A 16523-nucleotide genomic window follows, 5' to 3' on the forward strand; every position below is an offset into this window, starting at 1 on the left:
CAAAATGAACCCAATATTGTATGCCGATTAAAACACATGCCATATTTAACATGTTGAGTGATACCATTCCATTTAAATACCTTTCTAGCTGATATGGCGGCATAGCAATGAATCTAAGTGACAACCTACTAAGTGACTGGTTACCCGTTGTTATAACCTTGCTGTTTTTTGCAAGTTTGACGTGGCTGGCTCAAGTTTTTTTATTTAATAAACTCAAGCATACCGGTAACGAAAACATATTCGCTCGTCAGTTAGTCATGTTGTTATTAATGCTAGTGGGGCTAATTAGCGTAGTAATAGCCTTACCCTTGTCTGAAAACCTTGAACTGCAAATTCTCAGTTTGATAGGCTTAGTCCTATCGGGTTTATTGGCTTTTTCGTCTACCACGATATTTGGTAACTTAGTCGCTGGGGCCATGATGCGTTTTACCCAGCCTTTTCGGACCGGTGACTTCATTCGATTTGACGACACCTTTGGACGAGTCACCGAGCTAGGCTTATTTGATTGCGAGATTCAAACCGAAACCCGTGAGCTAGTTTCTATCCCCAATAGCATGTTGATCAGTAAAGCGGTCAGCGTTAAACGCCGCTCAGGGACCATTGTTTCAGTTGAGTTATCATTAGGCTACGATTTACACCACAGTCGTATCGATGAGTTATTGCTGCAAGCCGCCAAACAAACCGGACTTGAAGAGCCTTTTGTTCACGTAACTCAACTTGGTGATTTTTCGGTAAGTTATAAAGTCAGCGGTTTACTGGTAGAGATTAAGAACCTGTTAACCGCTCGGTCGAACTTGCATCGTAATGTATTGGATTGTTTGCATGACAAAGATATTGAAATCATGTCGCCTAACTTTATCAGTCAGCATGCAGGACCTGATGCCAAACGCATGATTGCGCATTCTCCAAGCTTTAAAAAAGCAGTGAGCGAATCAAATGCTGAAGATCTTATCTTTGATAAAGCAGAGCAAGCGCAGCAGCTTGCGATGGATAAAGAGCAATTAATTCAGCAGATTGAAGCACTTGAGTTGCAACTTTCAAGTGCTGATAAAGACCAGCATGAGGCGCTAGAAACACGAATGGACCAACTAAGAGTGAAAATCAGCGAAATAAAAAAGGTAGTAGACGTACCCGAAGATAAATAATGATATTTTTTATTGAATATCAATTTTGCGCCCCCATTTTTAGCCCCCGGTGCGGATGGGGGTGCGCAGTGTAGTACCCCCTTAGGAAAAGGAAGAGAATAAGTGATTGAAGTTGTATTTTTGGCAATTGCCTTAAGCATGGATGCCTTTGCCGTCTCTATTGGCTTGGGTGCGAAGCAAAAAATCTCACCATTGGGTTTAGCACTCAAAGCAGGTATCTATTTTGGTCTTTTTCAAGCACTTATGCCATTAATTGGCTATATGGCTGGTAAAGGTGTTTTAGGCTGGATTGAAGATTATGCCCATTGGGTGGCCTTTGTCTTATTGGTGCTTATTGGCGGCAAAATGATTTACGAATCGTTTGCAGAGGGTATTGAAGAAGATATCGCCAAGATCACCCACCGAGTGATGTTAATACTCGCTATCGCCACCAGTGTTGATGCAATGGCAGCAGGTTTTAGTTTAACCTTACTTGAAATTAACCCCTTTGTTGCCTGCGCCATGATTGGAGTAGCAACCTTCGCTTTTAGTGTGTTTGGCGTGTTTATTGGTACCAAAAGTGGTACATGGCTTGAAAGTAAAGCTGAGCTGGTAGGGGGGATCACGCTTATATTGATTGGCGTCAAAATACTATTTCTTTAATAAAGGGTACGAGATCGGTCAGCCCTCGTTTACTCGTTTTGGGCTGACCTAATGAGCAAGAAATAGAACCTTAAAAATTAGGTTTATAGTCAAAACCCGCTTCGGCTTCACTGTCGTTAAAGGTATGCAACGTGCTCTTTTTGTTCAGTAAACTGTTGACCAGTGAATGAGGAAACATCTCTATACCGTTATTAAACGCTTCTACGTTTTGGTTAAAAATACGAATGGCAGCGCCGATATTTTCTTGTTGTTCAGCTATTTCACGCATCAATTTGCCAAACAATTCGTTGGCTTTGAATTCGGGATAATTTTCTACCGCGATGTGCATGCCTTGTACTAGATTGCGGGTTGCACTTTCAACTTCTGCAAGTTTGGCGGTGTCCATTTTTTCACTGCTTAAACCACCAAGCGCACTGCGTAGTGCGGCGATTTTTTCTTGTACTCCCGATTCGAACTGTTGGTATTGATCTGTGATAGTTTGTAAGTGAGGGATAATCTTATTCTTTTGCCGCTCTTGGGTAATTACATTGGCCCACGCGCGCTGCGCGGCATTGGCGCGGCTGATGATGCCGTTGTAAATTAAAATGACAGCTAAAATCACTACACCAAACACGATCAAAAATACCAAACTGCTGTTCATATCAAGCCCTATTGTTTAAAAGTTGTTGTCACTGTGACGCATAAGAGTGTGAATTCGCTCTAGTGTTTTCTGTAGTGTAGCCAGTTTTTGGTCGCCTTCTATTTCCTGTAAAAAGGCATCCGGCTCATCTAAACCATGTTGGCGTTGCCACTGACAAATATTCTGTTCAAAAGAAATACAAAGCTCACTCGCGGCATTAAATTCTAGGTTTAGTCCTGATAAGGCTTTGCCCAAATCTTCAATTTCAACCACCACTGCGGGTTTTAAAAATTTCGCGGCGGCTAATTCGTCAGACGCGCTTACTTTAAACTTGCGATTAAACTCTACCGAAGCTGGTTTATAGCTGCTACTAAAAAAACCTCCAAACCAACTATTATTGGTAATGGCGATATTTCGCGCAAAGCGAAAAGGTAAATACAGACCGTAACGGTGAAAATGGTCGTAAACTGTGCGGGTAGTGACGCGTACATTGCCTTTTGAGTCTCTACTTGTACTGGTGACTTGTCGTTGGTCAACATAATGAAAGTGATAGGCGTGGTAGTCAAACTGATGATCTGTTCCTTGGTAAGTGCCTTTTACCAACCATTCAATTTCTCGCGAGTGATTACCCCGTTTAAACTCGCTAAATTGGCGGCTAAGTTGGGCAGCCAGTTTTTTGCCATGATAGGGCACACTTTGCCAATTGTTGTCTAAATACACATCTTGTTTAAATAAAGCGTCAGACAAGTCATTAACTTTACTGCGGCGCATATAGATTAACACGGCGAAAATTACACTAGTGAGTCCGCCAGCACCAATTAACCAGGGGGCTGACACGCTGCTTGGATACCAATAGGCATACAATATGGCGAGCAGGCCAAGCAATATGCCCATGCTAAAACCCAGCCAATAAGATGTATTGTTGTAACACAATGGCCGGCCAAAAGACCGCACGGTATGCAATACATGGCGCAAATCCTCACGGGTTTTCGCGTGATAAATCTGGGTACGAAGCGATTGTAGAAAAGTCGCTAGTTGCTTATTCTCAGAAGACGGTGAAGCCTTATCCATACTGATTAACTATGCTTTTATGAGATCCAACTATGCGCTCAACAGTATCATCACGATGAAGCTTAACCAAGCGTGTGTGTTAATGAAATATCAGTGCGCAAATGAGCCATCGCTAATAAAACACCTTATCTAGCCATAGTAGTTTTCACTGGATTAAGGTTTTGAAGAATGTATCCACGTCCTGCCCTGTATTAACCTCGCCGGCAAACCAAGGATGCAGTTTCAACAAAATATTGATGTGATTAATCTGTGTACCATACACCTTAGTTTGTACTACTTGCCCCTTTGATTGCAACGCCGCTGCCAGGTCTTGCTGATTAAACAAACCCACGGTGCTGTCGCCTTGTGCATGCAGCAACAACATAGGCGGTTTATTACCGTCAATGTGAGAACTCACCTTCATGGTTTGAAAATTCTCTTCACCAAAGGTGGCAATATATTGTGCTGATTTTGGCGTAAACGTATAAGGCCCAGCCAGTCCAGCAAAGCCTTTGATGTCATCAATTGACATACCTACATCGGCTAAATACTGCTGATCACTTACGAGTAGCGCCCCAGTATGAGCGCCCGCTGAATGCCCTGCTATAAATAATTGATTTGGGTCTCCATTATATTGGCCGATGTTAGCTTTTACCCAAGCCAGGGCCAAAGCGCCGTCTTTAATAAAATCAGGAAAATGACCTTGCGGGTATTTTATGTAGTCTGGGATCACAACCGTATATCCGCGTTTAACAAAGGCTTGAGCAACAAAATAATTCATTTCTTTATTGCCCCAGCTCCATCCGCCGCCGTAAATAAACACCAGCACGGGAGCTTTGATTTTTGTGTTGGGGCTGGGATAAACATCAAGCTTTTGCCAAGGCTGTTTGGCAAACTCAAGGTCTCTAACCACCTCGATGCCTTGGCTTATTTTTAGTGCAGAATTAAGGATAAATAAGCCAGTGCGACTGCTGTCTTTATAAAGGCTAATGGCTAAGCCAATGAGTAAGGTGATCAGAATGAAAAGTAGGGCTTTGAGCATGTTTTTGATAGCTTCCTTTGCGAGTTTATCTCTGATTATTACTTAATTGACTGGGGATAAGATCGCAAGCCTGACAAAAAGAACGCGTAAATCCTTAGCCTTTATCGCCCTTGGCCGATGTTATTTGCATTCGGCAAACCCACGAATATCTTGTGTCTAGGTGCTAAAAACCATTTGAGTAAACCGCAAACGAAGTTTAATACTTAGCATCCTCAAACGGCTTTGTTAGACTCAATGAATATACAATAGCCTTGGAATGATGATATGAGTAAGTTAACAAGAAGACAGTTTATTGCCGCCAGTGGCGCTGCATGTTTGGTTGCATCTGCAACAGGAGAGGAAGTCATGAGTACAAAAACTCAATTAATACACACTGCTTATTTTTGGTTAAAGAACCCTGATTCTGTTGCTGATCGCGAGCAACTTATTGCAGGTTTACAAACACTTAGACAAGTACCCACTGTCAAAGCCCTGCATATTGGCTTACCGGCTTCAACTGAAAGCCGCGACGTGGTTGATAACAGTTTTCATGTTTCAGAACTGATGTTCTTCGATGACCTCGCCGGACAAAGTGAATACCAAGATCATCCTATTCATCAGGCCTTTGTTAAAAATTGCGCTCATTTATGGGCTAAAGTTGCAGTTAAAGATTCTATTACTGTTTAGCCGGTACAAAGCCACCGTTCCTACTAACGCTCCATGACAAGTAACAAACTCTTGTATGGGGCTTGTTGCGCGAGTTCCCTGCTAAACAAGCGCTTGCTTTCGCTATCACACGCCCTCAGATCTTACTCCATGCAAATATGTAGTAATCCTTAAGACAATGAGAATACGCGTTTCATACCGCTGACTGTCTATTGTCTAGGACACATGACAAAGGAGAGCAACGATGAGCAAAGTGAGAATTGAACAAGACAGTATGGGAGAGCTAGAAGTTCCTCAAGATGCGCTTTATGGTGCGCAAACTCAGCGGGCCATTAACAACTTTCCAGTCAGCGGGCAAACGATGCCAGAGGCTTTTATTCAAGCCTTAATCCTGATCAAAGATATGATTGCTCAGGTCAATGTCTCACTAGGTGAGGTGCAAGCTGATACAGGGCAAGGGATCTCAGCGGCTTGCCAAACATTGTTGGCTGATCCACAGCTGATGCGCCACTTTCCGGTTGATGTATTTCAAACGGGTTCAGGTACCAGTACCAACATGAACGCTAATGAAGTTATTGCTAAGTTAGCCAGTCAGCTTTCAGGCTTAAGTATCCATCCCAATGATCATGTAAATTATGGTCAAAGCAGTAACGACGTTATTCCCACGTGCATCCATGTGAGCGCCGCTTTAGCGCTTGAACAAAAACTCCTTCCCGCTTTGCAGCACTTACTAGACACCATTAACAGCAAAGCCAAAACCTTAGAATCGTTTTGCAAAACAGGTCGCACCCATCTAATGGATGCTATGCCCGTTAGAATGGATCAAAGCTTGCTCGGTTGGGCTGCGCAAATCCAGCAACAAATAAGCACCTTAAAAAGCATCCAATCTGCGATACAAACTTTGGCGCTAGGCGGCACAGCGGTGGGTACAGGGGTGAACGCCCCCAAACACCTTGCAATAAAATTCAGCCAAGTGCTAAGTGAGCACACCGGTTTGCAATTTACGGTGGCTGATAATTTTTTTGCCTTAATAGCCTCTCAAGATACTGCTGTGACCTTGTCAGGAATGTGTAAATCCTTAGCCGTGACATTGATGAAAATCGCCAACGATTTGCGCTGGATGAACTCAGGCCCTTTAGCGGGCTTGAGTGAAATTTCTTTGAAGGCTTTACAGCCAGGCTCGTCAATTATGCCCGGAAAAGTGAATCCTGTTATACCCGAAGCGGTAGCCATGGCAGCGGCACAAGTGATGGGCAATGACACAGCCATCACCCTTGGTGGCCAGTCAGGTAATTTTGAATTAAATGTGATGCTACCTATGATTGCTCATAACCTGCTAAGTAGTATGTCATTGTTAAGTCATAGTGCCACCTTATTGGCTGATAAGGCTATTTGTGATTTTACGGTGAATCAAGAGCAAATAGCACACGCGCTGCATCGCAATCCAATCCTAGTAACGGCACTCAATCCTCTAATCGGATATGCCAAAGCGGCAGAAATTGCCAAGCTGGCCTACCAACAAAAACGCCCGATCATCGATGTGGCCGAAGAACATACTGATATTTCACGGCAAGAACTGGAGCAATTGCTCGACCCAATGCATTTAACTAAAGGAGTGAATTAAGCTTAGCCTCACTATTATCAGATAAGGAGTAAGTGAGTTTTTATTGTTCACCCAAAGGGAATAACGCTTTGTCGAGCATACCCGTGAGTAAAACTTCACCTTGTTGATTAACTCTAAATTTACCGTATTGCGCAGCGTCATAAATGTCAGCACTGCCTTCTGCGAAAAAGAAGGCATTAGTAGCAAATTTGACTTGGCCATTGCGCACACGATATTGCAGTTTGCGCTGCTTATCGCCAAGCGCTTGTCCTGAATCTAAAGCAACAAAGCGGGCTATTCCTTGGGTATCTATTTCTACAATGACCCTGCCATCAAGGTTAGCGAGACCTGAGTCCCAAAACGTCTGAGATTCTAGTTTGGGCAGGGCTTCATAAATGGCTTGCGACAATTCAAAACGCAGGGCCATGTAGTCGCCTTGCATCAAAGATCGCGGATCAACCGGTGCTAATTTTAATTTGACGATATCGCCGTGGATGAGGTGCTGTTCTTTAACATAAATCGACCAGTTAATTAATCCAAGGGCTAAAAGCAAGCCCAACAGCGCAATGATTTTATTCATGCTGTGATGATCCTCGGCTTAGCCACCAATTTAAGGTTTTACTCATGGCTATCAAGGTCACCCCCACCAAGGCTAAGCTAAGGGCCTTTTCGTTTAGGCTAAGCTCGAGTGAATAGTAGTACTTTGATAGGTAAAACAAGCCAGCGATAGTGCCCAGCCCCATGAGTGTTGCATGACTGGACGAATACCCTAATATGATGAGCATCATGGCAACGGCCACGCCAGGTGTTTGCAGCGACGCTAAACCAAGCAACAAAGTTGCAACTAAGACTAAGTTAGCGTGAGCTGAAGGAATAGCGATGTCATAGCGTTGTAATAACTGCCAACTGATATACAGCAAAATTAAGCAATTTAGCCCCTCGTCTATCCATTGGTTAATCGTTGCACTTTCGAGTTCTGGCCACAAGTCAGAGGTGTTGCTTGAGGCTTTTATGGCGATTAAGCCAAGGGTAATACCATAGGCAATAGCCCGAGTGCGTGAAAGCGATTTAAGTCTAAACTCGTGTAACCACAGCCAGGCCGCGCCCATCATTAATATACTGCTAAACAAAGAAGAAAGACCGAATATTGCCAGTAATAGGCTCAGTGCAAAAGCGGCGGCGAGGGTTGAAAATAAACGGTGTAAGAAACTCGGCATGAGCCATGCCAGAGCTGATTGAAGCACCAAAACTATGGCCCATAGCAGCGTGTCTTGGGAGGCAAAATAATCAAACAAGGCCCAGCCTATTAAAGCCTGGCCGTTTAAACTCACCGCCAAGCCAATATGTTCAAAAAATTCTGACTGTGGCGCTTTGAGAATAAAAAACGCTCCGAAGATAGTGATGACTCCAATAATGGCTCGCACCACGTTATTATCGACTAAATCAAGCAAGGTAATGGCAAAAAAGCCAAAGCAAAACAAAGCAGCCAACCAGCCAGCAATGGCTAAGAGTACTTTGATAAACCAAGGAGATTGGTTGTCGTTGGTCAGCGTTATAGGTGGGATAATGAGTTGCTTTTCAGTTAGCAAACTTAACAGCTTAGCTGGCTCATGCATGGCTAAACTCCTTCATTAACTTTTTAAGCCACATTGTTGCTGCGGTTGTTAAGCCGATTGTAAGTAAAAATAACAGTGAATAAACGTCAAGCGCGTTTTCAAGCAGGTGAGCAAACCAAGCAACTACAACAACGATAGTTGATAAGCAACACAGGGCTAACATGAATAAGTCGGGGCGCCGTTTCCAGTAAAACCAAAATGCGAAGGCCATCAGAGCTATCCACAGCAGGCCGCCGAAACTTGAAGTATTAAACGAAAAAATGGCCATCATGGCTAAAGCACTAGCGTTGAACACCGTTGCCACGGCAAGGGTGCGACCAAACCAGGTTTGATTGAGCCATGGGTGAACATGCCGGCGTAATTCCCAAACCAGTAAACTGCTATTATTCAGTAGCCACAGACTCCAAATTAAGCTGTTTTCTCGGCCGATGCCAAAGGGTAAAAGAGCGCCAAGCGCATCGTGATATAAACTCAGACTTAGATTAAGTAGCACTAAAAACAGCAGCCACAAGGGCGTGAAGCATGCAATGATTACCCACGGTAAACCAAGCAAAGCCCAATTAAAAAACAGTTGCCAAGGGTCAGCGCCGGTTTGATAGGTTTGGCCGAAATAAGCCATTAAAGCGCCCAGCAAAATAAAGGCGCTGGTGAGTGCAACTTGGCTAAATAAGGTTTTTTTTTCTAAGCGTAAATAGGCAATCACGCTGATGACAATCAAACTTTGCAAAAAAACAAATTTGACCACACGACCCATATCTTGCCAATTAGCCGCGATAAAAAATATCACGCCACACACTACGGCTAAGCTGCCAAACCATAGCAGCAGCTGAATAATGAAGGCCGGCCATGCATGGGCCGAAGGGTAGACTTTACTGGTATGTAAGGCCTGATCAATATCGTGGTCAGCGATTTTTTGGTGTTCGACTAAGTGACTCAACACTTGACGTTGCGACATGTATTGTCCTGTACGAAGAAGGTTTCCTGCCCCTAGGATTGCAACTGTGATAGCAACGTAATGAAAAGTCAATTAAGCAACAAGATCAGACACTCATTTAAGAAGAACACCGCTTGAGTTGTTAATCAAAAAAGCCCGCATCGACGCGGGCTTGATATAATTTACATGGTCACAAATTCTTCAGAAGAGGTGGGGTGAATGGCGACGCAAGCATCAAAATCAGCTTTAGTTGCGCCCATTTTCATGGCCACGCCAAATCCTTGAATAATTTCGTCCATCGCAAAGCCAATACCGTGTAGGCCCACCACTTTTTTCTCTTTGCCAGCGCACACCAGTTTCATTTTGGTGACTTGACGGTGAGACGTAACGGCGGTGTACATAGCTGCAAAGCTTGAATTGAACACTTCGATATTATCTTCACCATATTTTTCAATGGCTTCTAATTCAGTCAAACCAATAGTGCCAATTGGCGGGTGACTAAATACCACCGTTGGGATCAACTCATAATCCATGTGGGCATCGGTTTTGCCATTAAATAAACGTTCTGACAATAAGCGACCTGCTTTGACGGCCACCGGCGTTAATTCGATTTTGCCAATGTTATCACCAACCGCATAAATATTTTTAACGCTGGTATTTTGAAATTTATCGACCTTGATATACCCTTTTTCATCGAGCTCAACGCCGATCTTATCTAAGCCTATTTTGTCGTTTGCAGGGCTACGACCAATGGCCCAGATGAAGCAGTCAGTTTCGATGACTTCGCCATCAGATAAAATCACGGTTAAGCTGCCATCATCATTTTTGATAATTTCTTGAATGACTTTGTGCGTATGCAGGGTGGGGCCTTCTTCTTTCATGATGTCGACTAAGGTTTCTGAAATCATCATATCGAAGTTACGTAAGGGCGAGTTTTTACGTACAACCAAATGGGTTTCGCTACCCAAACTATGTAATACGCCTGCAAGCTCAACAGCAATATAACCTGCGCCTGCTACCACTACGCGCTTGGGTTGTTCTTCTAAAGCAAAAAAGCCGTCAGAGGTAATGCCATGCTCTGCTCCAGGTACATCATCAATATTAGGACGACCACCGGTAGCAATTAAGATGTGTTTTGCCGTGTAATGTTTACCATTCACTTCAACGGTATTTTTATTAACGAAGGTGGCAAAGCCGTTAATAACGGTAACATTATTATTGCCTAATACGCGATCGTAAGAGCCGTGTATGCGTTTGATATAGGCTTCGCGACTTGCTACCAGTGTTTTCCAGTCAAAATTATTCACGGTAATATCAAAGCCATAATCAGGAGCGTAAAGATTAATCGCTTCAGCGACTTGTGCTCCGTACCACATGGCTTTTTTGGGTACACAACCTACATTCACACAGGTACCACCAATGGCTTTGGCTTCAATGATAGCGACCCGTTGACCGTACTTAGAGGCGCGATTTGCCGATGCGATACCACCGCTACCACCGCCGATACAAATATAGTCAAAATCGGTTGTTTGATTGTCTGCCTGAGTTGTCATTGTTTTTACCTTATAAAGTGATCTAAAAATCTGTGTCCAAGATAATGGTCTTGGCGTAAAAATAATAGTGTAATTAATCAATCAAGCTAATCGCTTTCATTGGAGCAGTGGGTTGGCAGCAAGTGAATTTTGCTTCATACCTTGAGTTTTCACCGTATTATCCCAACTTCTAAGCCACTAGGACTGAATAAGAGCCCACTATGACTGAACAAACACGCAATCCCTTACGAGATTTATCTGGCTTACCCCGTTTTTCTGAAATTAAGCCTGAGCACATTCAACCGGCCATCATGCAGGGAATAGAAAACTGCAAAGCTAAAATTAACGAACTGCTCACCCAAACAACATTTACGTGGGATAACTTAGTTGCTCCTCTTGAAGAAGTAGATGACCAATTGAGCCTAATGTGGTCACCGGTATCTCACATGAACTCTGTTGTAAGTAATGATGACTTACGTGAAGCCCACGATGGTTGCTTGCCAGCCTTGTCTGAGTTTTCTACTTGGGTGGGGCAAAACACTGATTTGTACAATGCTTATGTGCAAATTCAGCAAAGTGCTGAATTTGGTCAGTTGTCACAAGCTCAGCAAAAAGTGATTGAGCATGCTATCCGTGATTTTAAGCTCTCTGGTGTAGCCCTTGACGGCCAGAAAAAGCAACGTTACGCAGAAATTCAAAGTCGCTTATCGGATTTAGGCTCAACCTTTAGTAACAATGTGATGGACGCCACGCTCGGTTGGCACAAGCACATTACTGATGAAAGTATGTTAGCAGGTTTACCCGAGTCAGCCTTAGCTGCCGCCGCGCAAGCCGCTGAACAAAAAGAATTAGACGGCTGGTTATTTACCCTGGATATCCCTAGCTATTTACCAGTAATGACCTACGCGGATAACCGTGATTTACGTGAAGAAATGTACCGAGCCTATAGCACACGTGCATCTGAGCAGGGCCCCAATGCTGGGCAGTGGGATAACACCGATATTATCAATGAAACCTTAGCGCTGCGCCAAGAAGAGGCCAGACTACTGGATTTTGCCAACTACGCAGACTATTCCTTGGCCAGCAAAATGGCTAATTCAACTGAACAAGTTAACGGCTTTTTGCTCGACTTAGCCAAGCGTTCTCAACCTCAAGCTCAGCAAGATATGGCGGAACTGCGTGCGTACGCACAAGAATTGTTTGGCGCAAGCGACCTACAAGCGTGGGACATTGCGTATTACAGCGAAAAACTTAAAGAACAAACCTATAAAATTTCTGATGAACAATTACGTCCGTACTTCCCTAAACCAACAGTACTAAAAGGCTTGTTTGAAGTGGTATCTCGCTTATATGGATTGACCATAACTGAGCAGCAAGATATTAATACGTGGCACCCTGATGTCAGTTTTTATTCAATTACTGACAGTGAAGGCGAGCTGCGCGGTAGCTTTTACTTAGATTTATACGCCAGAGCAAAAAAACGCGGTGGCGCGTGGATGGATGTGTGTCAAACCCGTCGCATTAAAGCCAACGGCGAATTACAAGCACCGGTAGCATATTTAACCTGTAATTTTTCAGGTCCGGTAGGGGGTAAACCTGCCCTATTTACTCATGATGAAGTGGTGACCTTGTTCCATGAATTTGGTCACGGCATTCACCACATGCTGACAAAAGTTGAAGTGGGCGGTGTATCAGGTATCAGTGGTGTTGCCTGGGATGCCGTTGAATTGCCTAGTCAGTTTTTAGAAAACTGGTGTTGGCAGCCAGAAGCCTTAAATTTTATATCGGGGCATTTTGAAAGCGGTGAGCCTTTACCGCAATTGTTGCTCGATAACATGTTAGCGGCGCGGAATTTTCAATCGGCCATGCAAATGGTGCGTCAATTAGAATTTAGTTTGTTCGATTTTAATTTGCATGAGCAATTTATTGATGCTGAGCAAACGCCGGTACAAGACCTATTAAACAAGGTACGTTCACAAGTTGCAGTGAATATTCCACCAAGCTTTAATCGTTTTCAAAATAGTTTTGGACATATTTTTGCTGGTGGCTACGCTGCAGGTTATTACAGCTATAAGTGGGCCGAAGTACTATCGTCCGATGCCTTTAGCCGCTTTGAAGAAGAAGGTATTTTTAATCCGAAAACGGGCCGTGACTTTTTAACACACATTTTAGAAATGGGTGGCAGTAAAGAGCCGATGGAATTGTTTGTGGCCTTTCGAGGCCGTGAGCCAGAAGTGGATGCTTTGTTGCGTCATAGTGGGATAGCTGCCTAATTTACGCGTCATACTTGACCTTGCAACTGCATTGTCTGCGTTCACTCACCCCAATCGAGCATGAAAAATACACTCAGGGGGGGGAACTTGACGGCTTTGTTGCAAGGCCAACCACTTAGTAAAAAGAACTAACCTATTATTTAAGCTAAAAATAGCGTGCTTGTTAAAAGCTAAAAATATTGTTGGACATATGCAAAAATTAGAAAAGTTTCAGGCGATTTATCAACGAGCATGCGAGCGCAAAGGCGGCCCAAAGGTGCTTGATAGCCTCTTGAGTAAACCGCTGAGTGACAGCCAACTGGCTAAAGTAGGGGATGACCGTTTTTTAGCTGAATTGACTAAAAAAGTGTTTCAGTCAGGGTTTGTATGGCGCGTTGTGCGCAACAAATGGCCTGATTTTGAACGAGTGTTTTGGCAGTTCGACATTGACAAGTTGTTAATGATGCCTGATGAAATGCTGGAGTCCAAGGCGCAAGACCCTGCCATTATCCGTAACTTTTCCAAGGTAAAAACAATACGTGAAAATGCCTTGATGATAGACAGTATCAGACGTGAACACGGCAGTTTTGCAAAGTTCATTGCCAAGTGGCCCACCAATGACATCATTGGTTTATGGCATTTTTTGAAAAAAAGCGGTGCACGCTTAGGTGGAAATACAGGGCCTTATGCCTTGCGCGCTTTGGGTAAAGATACGTTTTTACTTACCAGAGATATTGAAATGTATTTTCGTCAGCGAGATGTGATTTCGGGCGGTTTACAAACCAAAGGAAGCCTTAACGCTATTCAGGATAGCTTTAACGAACTACAGCAACAAAGCGGTCGTTCTTTACAAGAAATCAGTATTATCATCGCTAATAGTGTGGGAGATAATTACGCTTAGCTATGCGCTACCATAAGGCGAGGCGAATTTAATTGGCATTCGTTGCCAATAACATCGCTTTTAAAACAAAGCCTATATAGCGCGATAGGGCGTAGAGTATTGATTTAGCGATTGATAATATGCATTGGCTAGAGTCGTAGGCCAGGGCCGAATAATGATTGCAGCCCTTTACTCCTAAAATGGACGTTTAGCCATCGAGGCTCTTGCGCCTAATGGTGGTTCGACAAAGACCAAGTGCAGCGCTGCAATTAATAAGGCAGGCCGGCAATTGGGCTGTCGATGGTGAACAGTTTGCCACCGGCAGTTAGCAGTATGGTTTTATGATCGGGGCCGCCAAAGGCAATATTGGTTAGTTGCGGCGCAACATCGATGACAGCTAACGATTGTCCTTGTGGAGAAATGACATGTAATTGCCCTGCAGCATGACTGGTAACATACAAATTACCTGCGCAATCCATGCCCATGCCGTCGGGACCGTCGACCTTAGCAAATTCGTCTCGCTGCCCAGTGCTCCCATCGCCCTCGATAGTGTAGCGACCAATTTTACCATCAACATCACCTACATACAGAACATGTTGGTCGATAGAAAGCGTGACACCATTGGGTTTTTGCAAACTTCCATCGACTACGGCAACCTCACCTTTGCCGTTGAGGTGATATACCCCTGTCATGCCCGTTTGATTTTCTCTGCTGCCTAGTTGCCAATCAGGATCACTAAAATAAATATCTCCTTGAGCAGAAATAGCTAAATCGTTGGGTGAATTAAACTGCTTACCTTGATAGCTATCGAGCACTTCAGTTCGCGCTTTGTTGGGTAGACTGTAACGAGTTAAACCCTGATCATCGTGGGTGGTTGCTAATAGGTCTTTACCATCGGTAGCAAGGCCATTACTGCCGGCATTATCAATAAATACCTCTATTTTGTTTGGCAAGCTTAGGCGATGAATCACAGACCGGGGGCCCTTGTCTTGCGGTCCGTTAAAGTCCATTTCAGAAAATAAAAAACTATTGAGTGACTCAATCCAAACCGGGCCTTCGAGAAAGACAAAATTATCAGCTACCAGATTAACGGCGCTGTGCGAATTGACCGTACCTGAGCCTGCGTCATGACAAAAAAGAGGTAAAGGGCTAGCCATTGATGCATCAAGAGCGGAGCTAGGTTGGCAAGCGCACAGCACAAGACTGGCAACAAAACAGGAGTAGATTGATTTCATGGATTTACATGTCTTAAGAAAACGATTTCTTAAGCTTAAGTGTTTTGCACTAGTTCGCAACGGTTTTGCAAAACTAGTGCAATTTATAAGAAAAAAAGACCCTTACGAACCAAATATCACAACTAGGATGGCAAAAATAAACCCTGCACCTGCGATTTTAAGGCCATTTTTAAACAAACTGCTGCGGGGCATAAACATTAAAAATGCCGAGATAACAAAAAAGAGTAGGGTTACACCAAAACTAATATTGAGCCAATAAAGCGGGCTGTTGGTGGTCGCTTTGTGCAGTTTAACCAGATGTTTGATAACCGGTGGGTAGTCTTTAAGTTGCAGGGTGGCGATGCCTGAATTGCGATCATAACTGCCTTGATTAAAACGGATAATGCCGTCTTCTTGGCCCGTGACACTAAAATTTCGTAAGCGTAGTTCACTTGCTAAGGCATCAGCGTTCAAATTGACTGCAAGTTGCTTTATTTCTTGTTGATCGTATTTGAGCGTATCCGTGTTTCTAAAGATAAGTAGTACACCGCTGCTAGCGTAAACCATCATGATGCCTGCAAGAAAAAAGCCCAACCAACGATGCAGTTGACGAAAAGTATTATGAGTTTTAGGGGATGCCATAGTGAATAGTGTTTTTTACAAATTAATGATAGCGCTAGGTTAGCGTAATTTAGGGGGGGAATCGATGACCTTTCCACCCGCTCTATCATCGTTATAGGAATAATATATGTCAGTGTATTTGTTTCACTTATTGTTTAGCAGTAATAAAGATGATTTGGTCAGCGCTCTACTCAGTGGTTTGATGTCGACCGAGATAGTTATTTAATAGGAGTTGCAGAATGTTTAGTCATGTCATGATCGGTGCAAATGATGTTGCCGAATCAAAAGTGTTTTATGACGCTATTTTAGGTGCCTTGGGCCATAAACCTGGTGTAATTGACGATAAGGGCCGTTGTTTCTATTTTACTGAAGCAGGTATTTTTGCCCTGAGTAAACCGATTAACGGCGAAGCAGCCTGCCATGGTAATGGCAGTACGATCGGATTTGCCGCAAGCTCAACAGAATTAGCTGATGCTTGGTATAAAGCAGGTTTAGAAAACGGCGGTGTGAGCTGTGAAGATCCTCCCGGTATACGCAGTGGTGGTGGGCGTCAGTTGTACCTTGCTTATTTACGCGATCCTTCAGGCAACAAAGTATGTGCTTTACACCGCGTGGTTTAAGATAGTAAGCCCCAAAGGGGAAGCAATGTCTGTTTCCCTGCTGCTTGTGTGACACTGCTGGTTTTATTTCAATTTTGATTTTTCTATGCTTCGGCGGTTGACGTATCA

Annotated in this window: 16 protein-coding genes; 7 read left to right on the top strand and 9 right to left on the bottom strand. The window is 43.7% G+C overall.

Going from position 1 to position 16523, the window contains the following annotated elements:
- Window positions 1–107: 107 nt before the first annotated feature.
- Window positions 108–1145: a mechanosensitive ion channel domain-containing protein gene (locus ACEN2L_RS11460; protein ID WP_441743849.1), complete on the top strand. Its 1038-nt coding sequence runs from the start codon at window positions 108–110 to the stop codon at window positions 1143–1145.
- 102 nt (window positions 1146–1247) lie between these two features.
- Entirely contained in the window at window positions 1248–1787 is a 540-nt protein-coding gene (locus tag ACEN2L_RS11465) for a manganese efflux pump MntP (RefSeq protein WP_306021129.1), read from the top strand.
- 70 nt (window positions 1788–1857) lie between these two features.
- On the opposite strand, the gene ACEN2L_RS11470 is transcribed toward ACEN2L_RS11465, so the two are convergent.
- The 3 genes from ACEN2L_RS11470 to ACEN2L_RS11480 form a co-directional block, all read right to left on the bottom strand.
- Window positions 1858–2427 carry a LemA family protein gene (locus ACEN2L_RS11470; protein ID WP_441743852.1) on the bottom strand — a complete coding sequence of 190 codons (570 nt, stop codon included), beginning with the start codon at window positions 2425–2427 and terminating at the stop codon, window positions 1858–1860.
- A 15-nt stretch (window positions 2428–2442) separates the two neighbouring features.
- Window positions 2443–3477 carry a hypothetical protein gene (locus ACEN2L_RS11475; protein WP_441743854.1) on the bottom strand — a complete coding sequence of 345 codons (1035 nt, stop codon included), beginning with the start codon at window positions 3475–3477 and terminating at the stop codon, window positions 2443–2445.
- Between the two features lie 145 nt (window positions 3478–3622).
- A complete protein-coding gene (locus ACEN2L_RS11480) occupies window positions 3623–4498 on the bottom strand; it encodes an alpha/beta hydrolase (protein ID WP_441743856.1) in 876 nt (291 codons plus the stop codon).
- A 264-nt stretch (window positions 4499–4762) separates the two neighbouring features.
- Here ACEN2L_RS11480 and ACEN2L_RS11485 point away from each other — a divergent pair, with 264 nt between their 5' ends.
- Window positions 4763–5164 carry a Dabb family protein gene (locus tag ACEN2L_RS11485; RefSeq protein WP_306021125.1) on the top strand — a complete coding sequence of 134 codons (402 nt, stop codon included), beginning with the start codon at window positions 4763–4765 and terminating at the stop codon, window positions 5162–5164.
- 223 nt (window positions 5165–5387) lie between these two features.
- Window positions 5388–6767 (top strand): class II fumarate hydratase, encoded by a 1380-nt coding sequence (locus ACEN2L_RS11490; RefSeq protein ID WP_441743858.1) that lies wholly within the window; start codon window positions 5388–5390, stop codon window positions 6765–6767.
- A 40-nt stretch (window positions 6768–6807) separates the two neighbouring features.
- On the opposite strand, the gene ACEN2L_RS11495 is transcribed toward ACEN2L_RS11490, so the two are convergent.
- The 4 genes from ACEN2L_RS11495 to gorA all read right to left on the bottom strand — a co-directional run bounded on the left by ACEN2L_RS11495 (window position 6808) and on the right by gorA (window position 10849).
- Complete coding sequence (locus ACEN2L_RS11495) at window positions 6808–7326, bottom strand: GDYXXLXY domain-containing protein (RefSeq protein WP_441743860.1); 519 nt, start codon at window positions 7324–7326, stop codon at window positions 6808–6810.
- Window positions 7319–8362: a DUF4401 domain-containing protein gene (locus ACEN2L_RS11500; protein WP_306021122.1), complete on the bottom strand. Its 1044-nt coding sequence runs from the start codon at window positions 8360–8362 to the stop codon at window positions 7319–7321. The genes ACEN2L_RS11495 and ACEN2L_RS11500 overlap by 8 nt, the downstream gene beginning before the upstream one ends.
- Complete coding sequence (locus ACEN2L_RS11505) at window positions 8355–9317, bottom strand: DUF2157 domain-containing protein (RefSeq protein ID WP_441743861.1); 963 nt, start codon at window positions 9315–9317, stop codon at window positions 8355–8357. Before ACEN2L_RS11505 ends, ACEN2L_RS11500 begins: the two co-directional genes overlap by 8 nt.
- A gap of 161 nt (window positions 9318–9478) precedes the next feature.
- Window positions 9479–10849 (bottom strand): glutathione-disulfide reductase, encoded by a 1371-nt coding sequence (gorA, locus tag ACEN2L_RS11510; RefSeq protein WP_306021120.1) that lies wholly within the window; start codon window positions 10847–10849, stop codon window positions 9479–9481.
- A 200-nt stretch (window positions 10850–11049) separates the two neighbouring features.
- On the opposite strand from gorA, the gene prlC reads away from it, so the two are divergent.
- Entirely contained in the window at window positions 11050–13101 is a 2052-nt protein-coding gene (gene prlC / locus ACEN2L_RS11515) for an oligopeptidase A (protein WP_441743863.1), read from the top strand.
- Between the two features lie 190 nt (window positions 13102–13291).
- Window positions 13292–13981, top strand: a complete 690-nt coding sequence (locus ACEN2L_RS11520) for a DNA-3-methyladenine glycosylase I (protein ID WP_441743865.1) — start codon at window positions 13292–13294, stop codon at window positions 13979–13981.
- Window positions 13982–14229: 248 nt separating this feature from the next.
- On the opposite strand, the gene ACEN2L_RS11525 is transcribed toward ACEN2L_RS11520, so the two are convergent.
- Window positions 14230–15195 carry an SMP-30/gluconolactonase/LRE family protein gene (locus ACEN2L_RS11525; protein WP_441743866.1) on the bottom strand — a complete coding sequence of 322 codons (966 nt, stop codon included), beginning with the start codon at window positions 15193–15195 and terminating at the stop codon, window positions 14230–14232.
- A gap of 102 nt (window positions 15196–15297) precedes the next feature.
- Window positions 15298–15816 (bottom strand): PepSY domain-containing protein, encoded by a 519-nt coding sequence (locus ACEN2L_RS11530; RefSeq protein ID WP_306021117.1) that lies wholly within the window; start codon window positions 15814–15816, stop codon window positions 15298–15300.
- A 218-nt stretch (window positions 15817–16034) separates the two neighbouring features.
- Here ACEN2L_RS11530 and ACEN2L_RS11535 point away from each other — a divergent pair, with 218 nt between their 5' ends.
- On the top strand, window positions 16035–16415 hold the full coding sequence (locus ACEN2L_RS11535) for a VOC family protein (RefSeq protein ID WP_441743868.1): 381 nt from the start codon (window positions 16035–16037) through the stop codon (window positions 16413–16415).
- The last annotated feature ends 108 nt before the right edge of the window (window positions 16416–16523 follow it).

Origin of the sequence: Flavobacterium sp. W21_SRS_FM6 (genome assembly GCF_052119645.1) — a bacterium.
Taxonomy (GTDB): Bacteria; Pseudomonadota; Gammaproteobacteria; order Enterobacterales; family Alteromonadaceae; genus Paraglaciecola.

Excerpts from the sequence above, each read along its gene's own strand:
- ACEN2L_RS11490 (WP_441743858.1), top strand. The coding sequence starts at position 5,388 with ATGAGCAAAGTGAGAATTGAACAAGACAGTATGGGAGAGCTAGAAGTT.
- ACEN2L_RS11480 (WP_441743856.1), bottom strand. The coding sequence starts at position 4,498 with ATGCTCAAAGCCCTACTTTTCATTCTGATCACCTTACTCATTGGCTTA.
- ACEN2L_RS11525 (WP_441743866.1), bottom strand. The coding sequence starts at position 15,195 with ATGAAATCAATCTACTCCTGTTTTGTTGCCAGTCTTGTGCTGTGCGCT.
- gorA (WP_306021120.1), bottom strand. The coding sequence starts at position 10,849 with ATGACAACTCAGGCAGACAATCAAACAACCGATTTTGACTATATTTGT.
- ACEN2L_RS11520 (WP_441743865.1), top strand. The coding sequence starts at position 13,292 with ATGCAAAAATTAGAAAAGTTTCAGGCGATTTATCAACGAGCATGCGAG.
- ACEN2L_RS11535 (WP_441743868.1), top strand. The coding sequence starts at position 16,035 with ATGTTTAGTCATGTCATGATCGGTGCAAATGATGTTGCCGAATCAAAA.
- ACEN2L_RS11530 (WP_306021117.1), bottom strand. The coding sequence starts at position 15,816 with ATGGCATCCCCTAAAACTCATAATACTTTTCGTCAACTGCATCGTTGG.
- ACEN2L_RS11475 (WP_441743854.1), bottom strand. The coding sequence starts at position 3,477 with ATGGATAAGGCTTCACCGTCTTCTGAGAATAAGCAACTAGCGACTTTT.
- ACEN2L_RS11495 (WP_441743860.1), bottom strand. The coding sequence starts at position 7,326 with ATGAATAAAATCATTGCGCTGTTGGGCTTGCTTTTAGCCCTTGGATTA.
- ACEN2L_RS11505 (WP_441743861.1), bottom strand. The coding sequence starts at position 9,317 with ATGTCGCAACGTCAAGTGTTGAGTCACTTAGTCGAACACCAAAAAATC.
- ACEN2L_RS11470 (WP_441743852.1), bottom strand. The coding sequence starts at position 2,427 with ATGAACAGCAGTTTGGTATTTTTGATCGTGTTTGGTGTAGTGATTTTA.
- ACEN2L_RS11460 (WP_441743849.1), top strand. The coding sequence starts at position 108 with ATGAATCTAAGTGACAACCTACTAAGTGACTGGTTACCCGTTGTTATA.
- ACEN2L_RS11500 (WP_306021122.1), bottom strand. The coding sequence starts at position 8,362 with ATGCATGAGCCAGCTAAGCTGTTAAGTTTGCTAACTGAAAAGCAACTC.
- prlC (WP_441743863.1), top strand. The coding sequence starts at position 11,050 with ATGACTGAACAAACACGCAATCCCTTACGAGATTTATCTGGCTTACCC.
- ACEN2L_RS11485 (WP_306021125.1), top strand. The coding sequence starts at position 4,763 with ATGAGTAAGTTAACAAGAAGACAGTTTATTGCCGCCAGTGGCGCTGCA.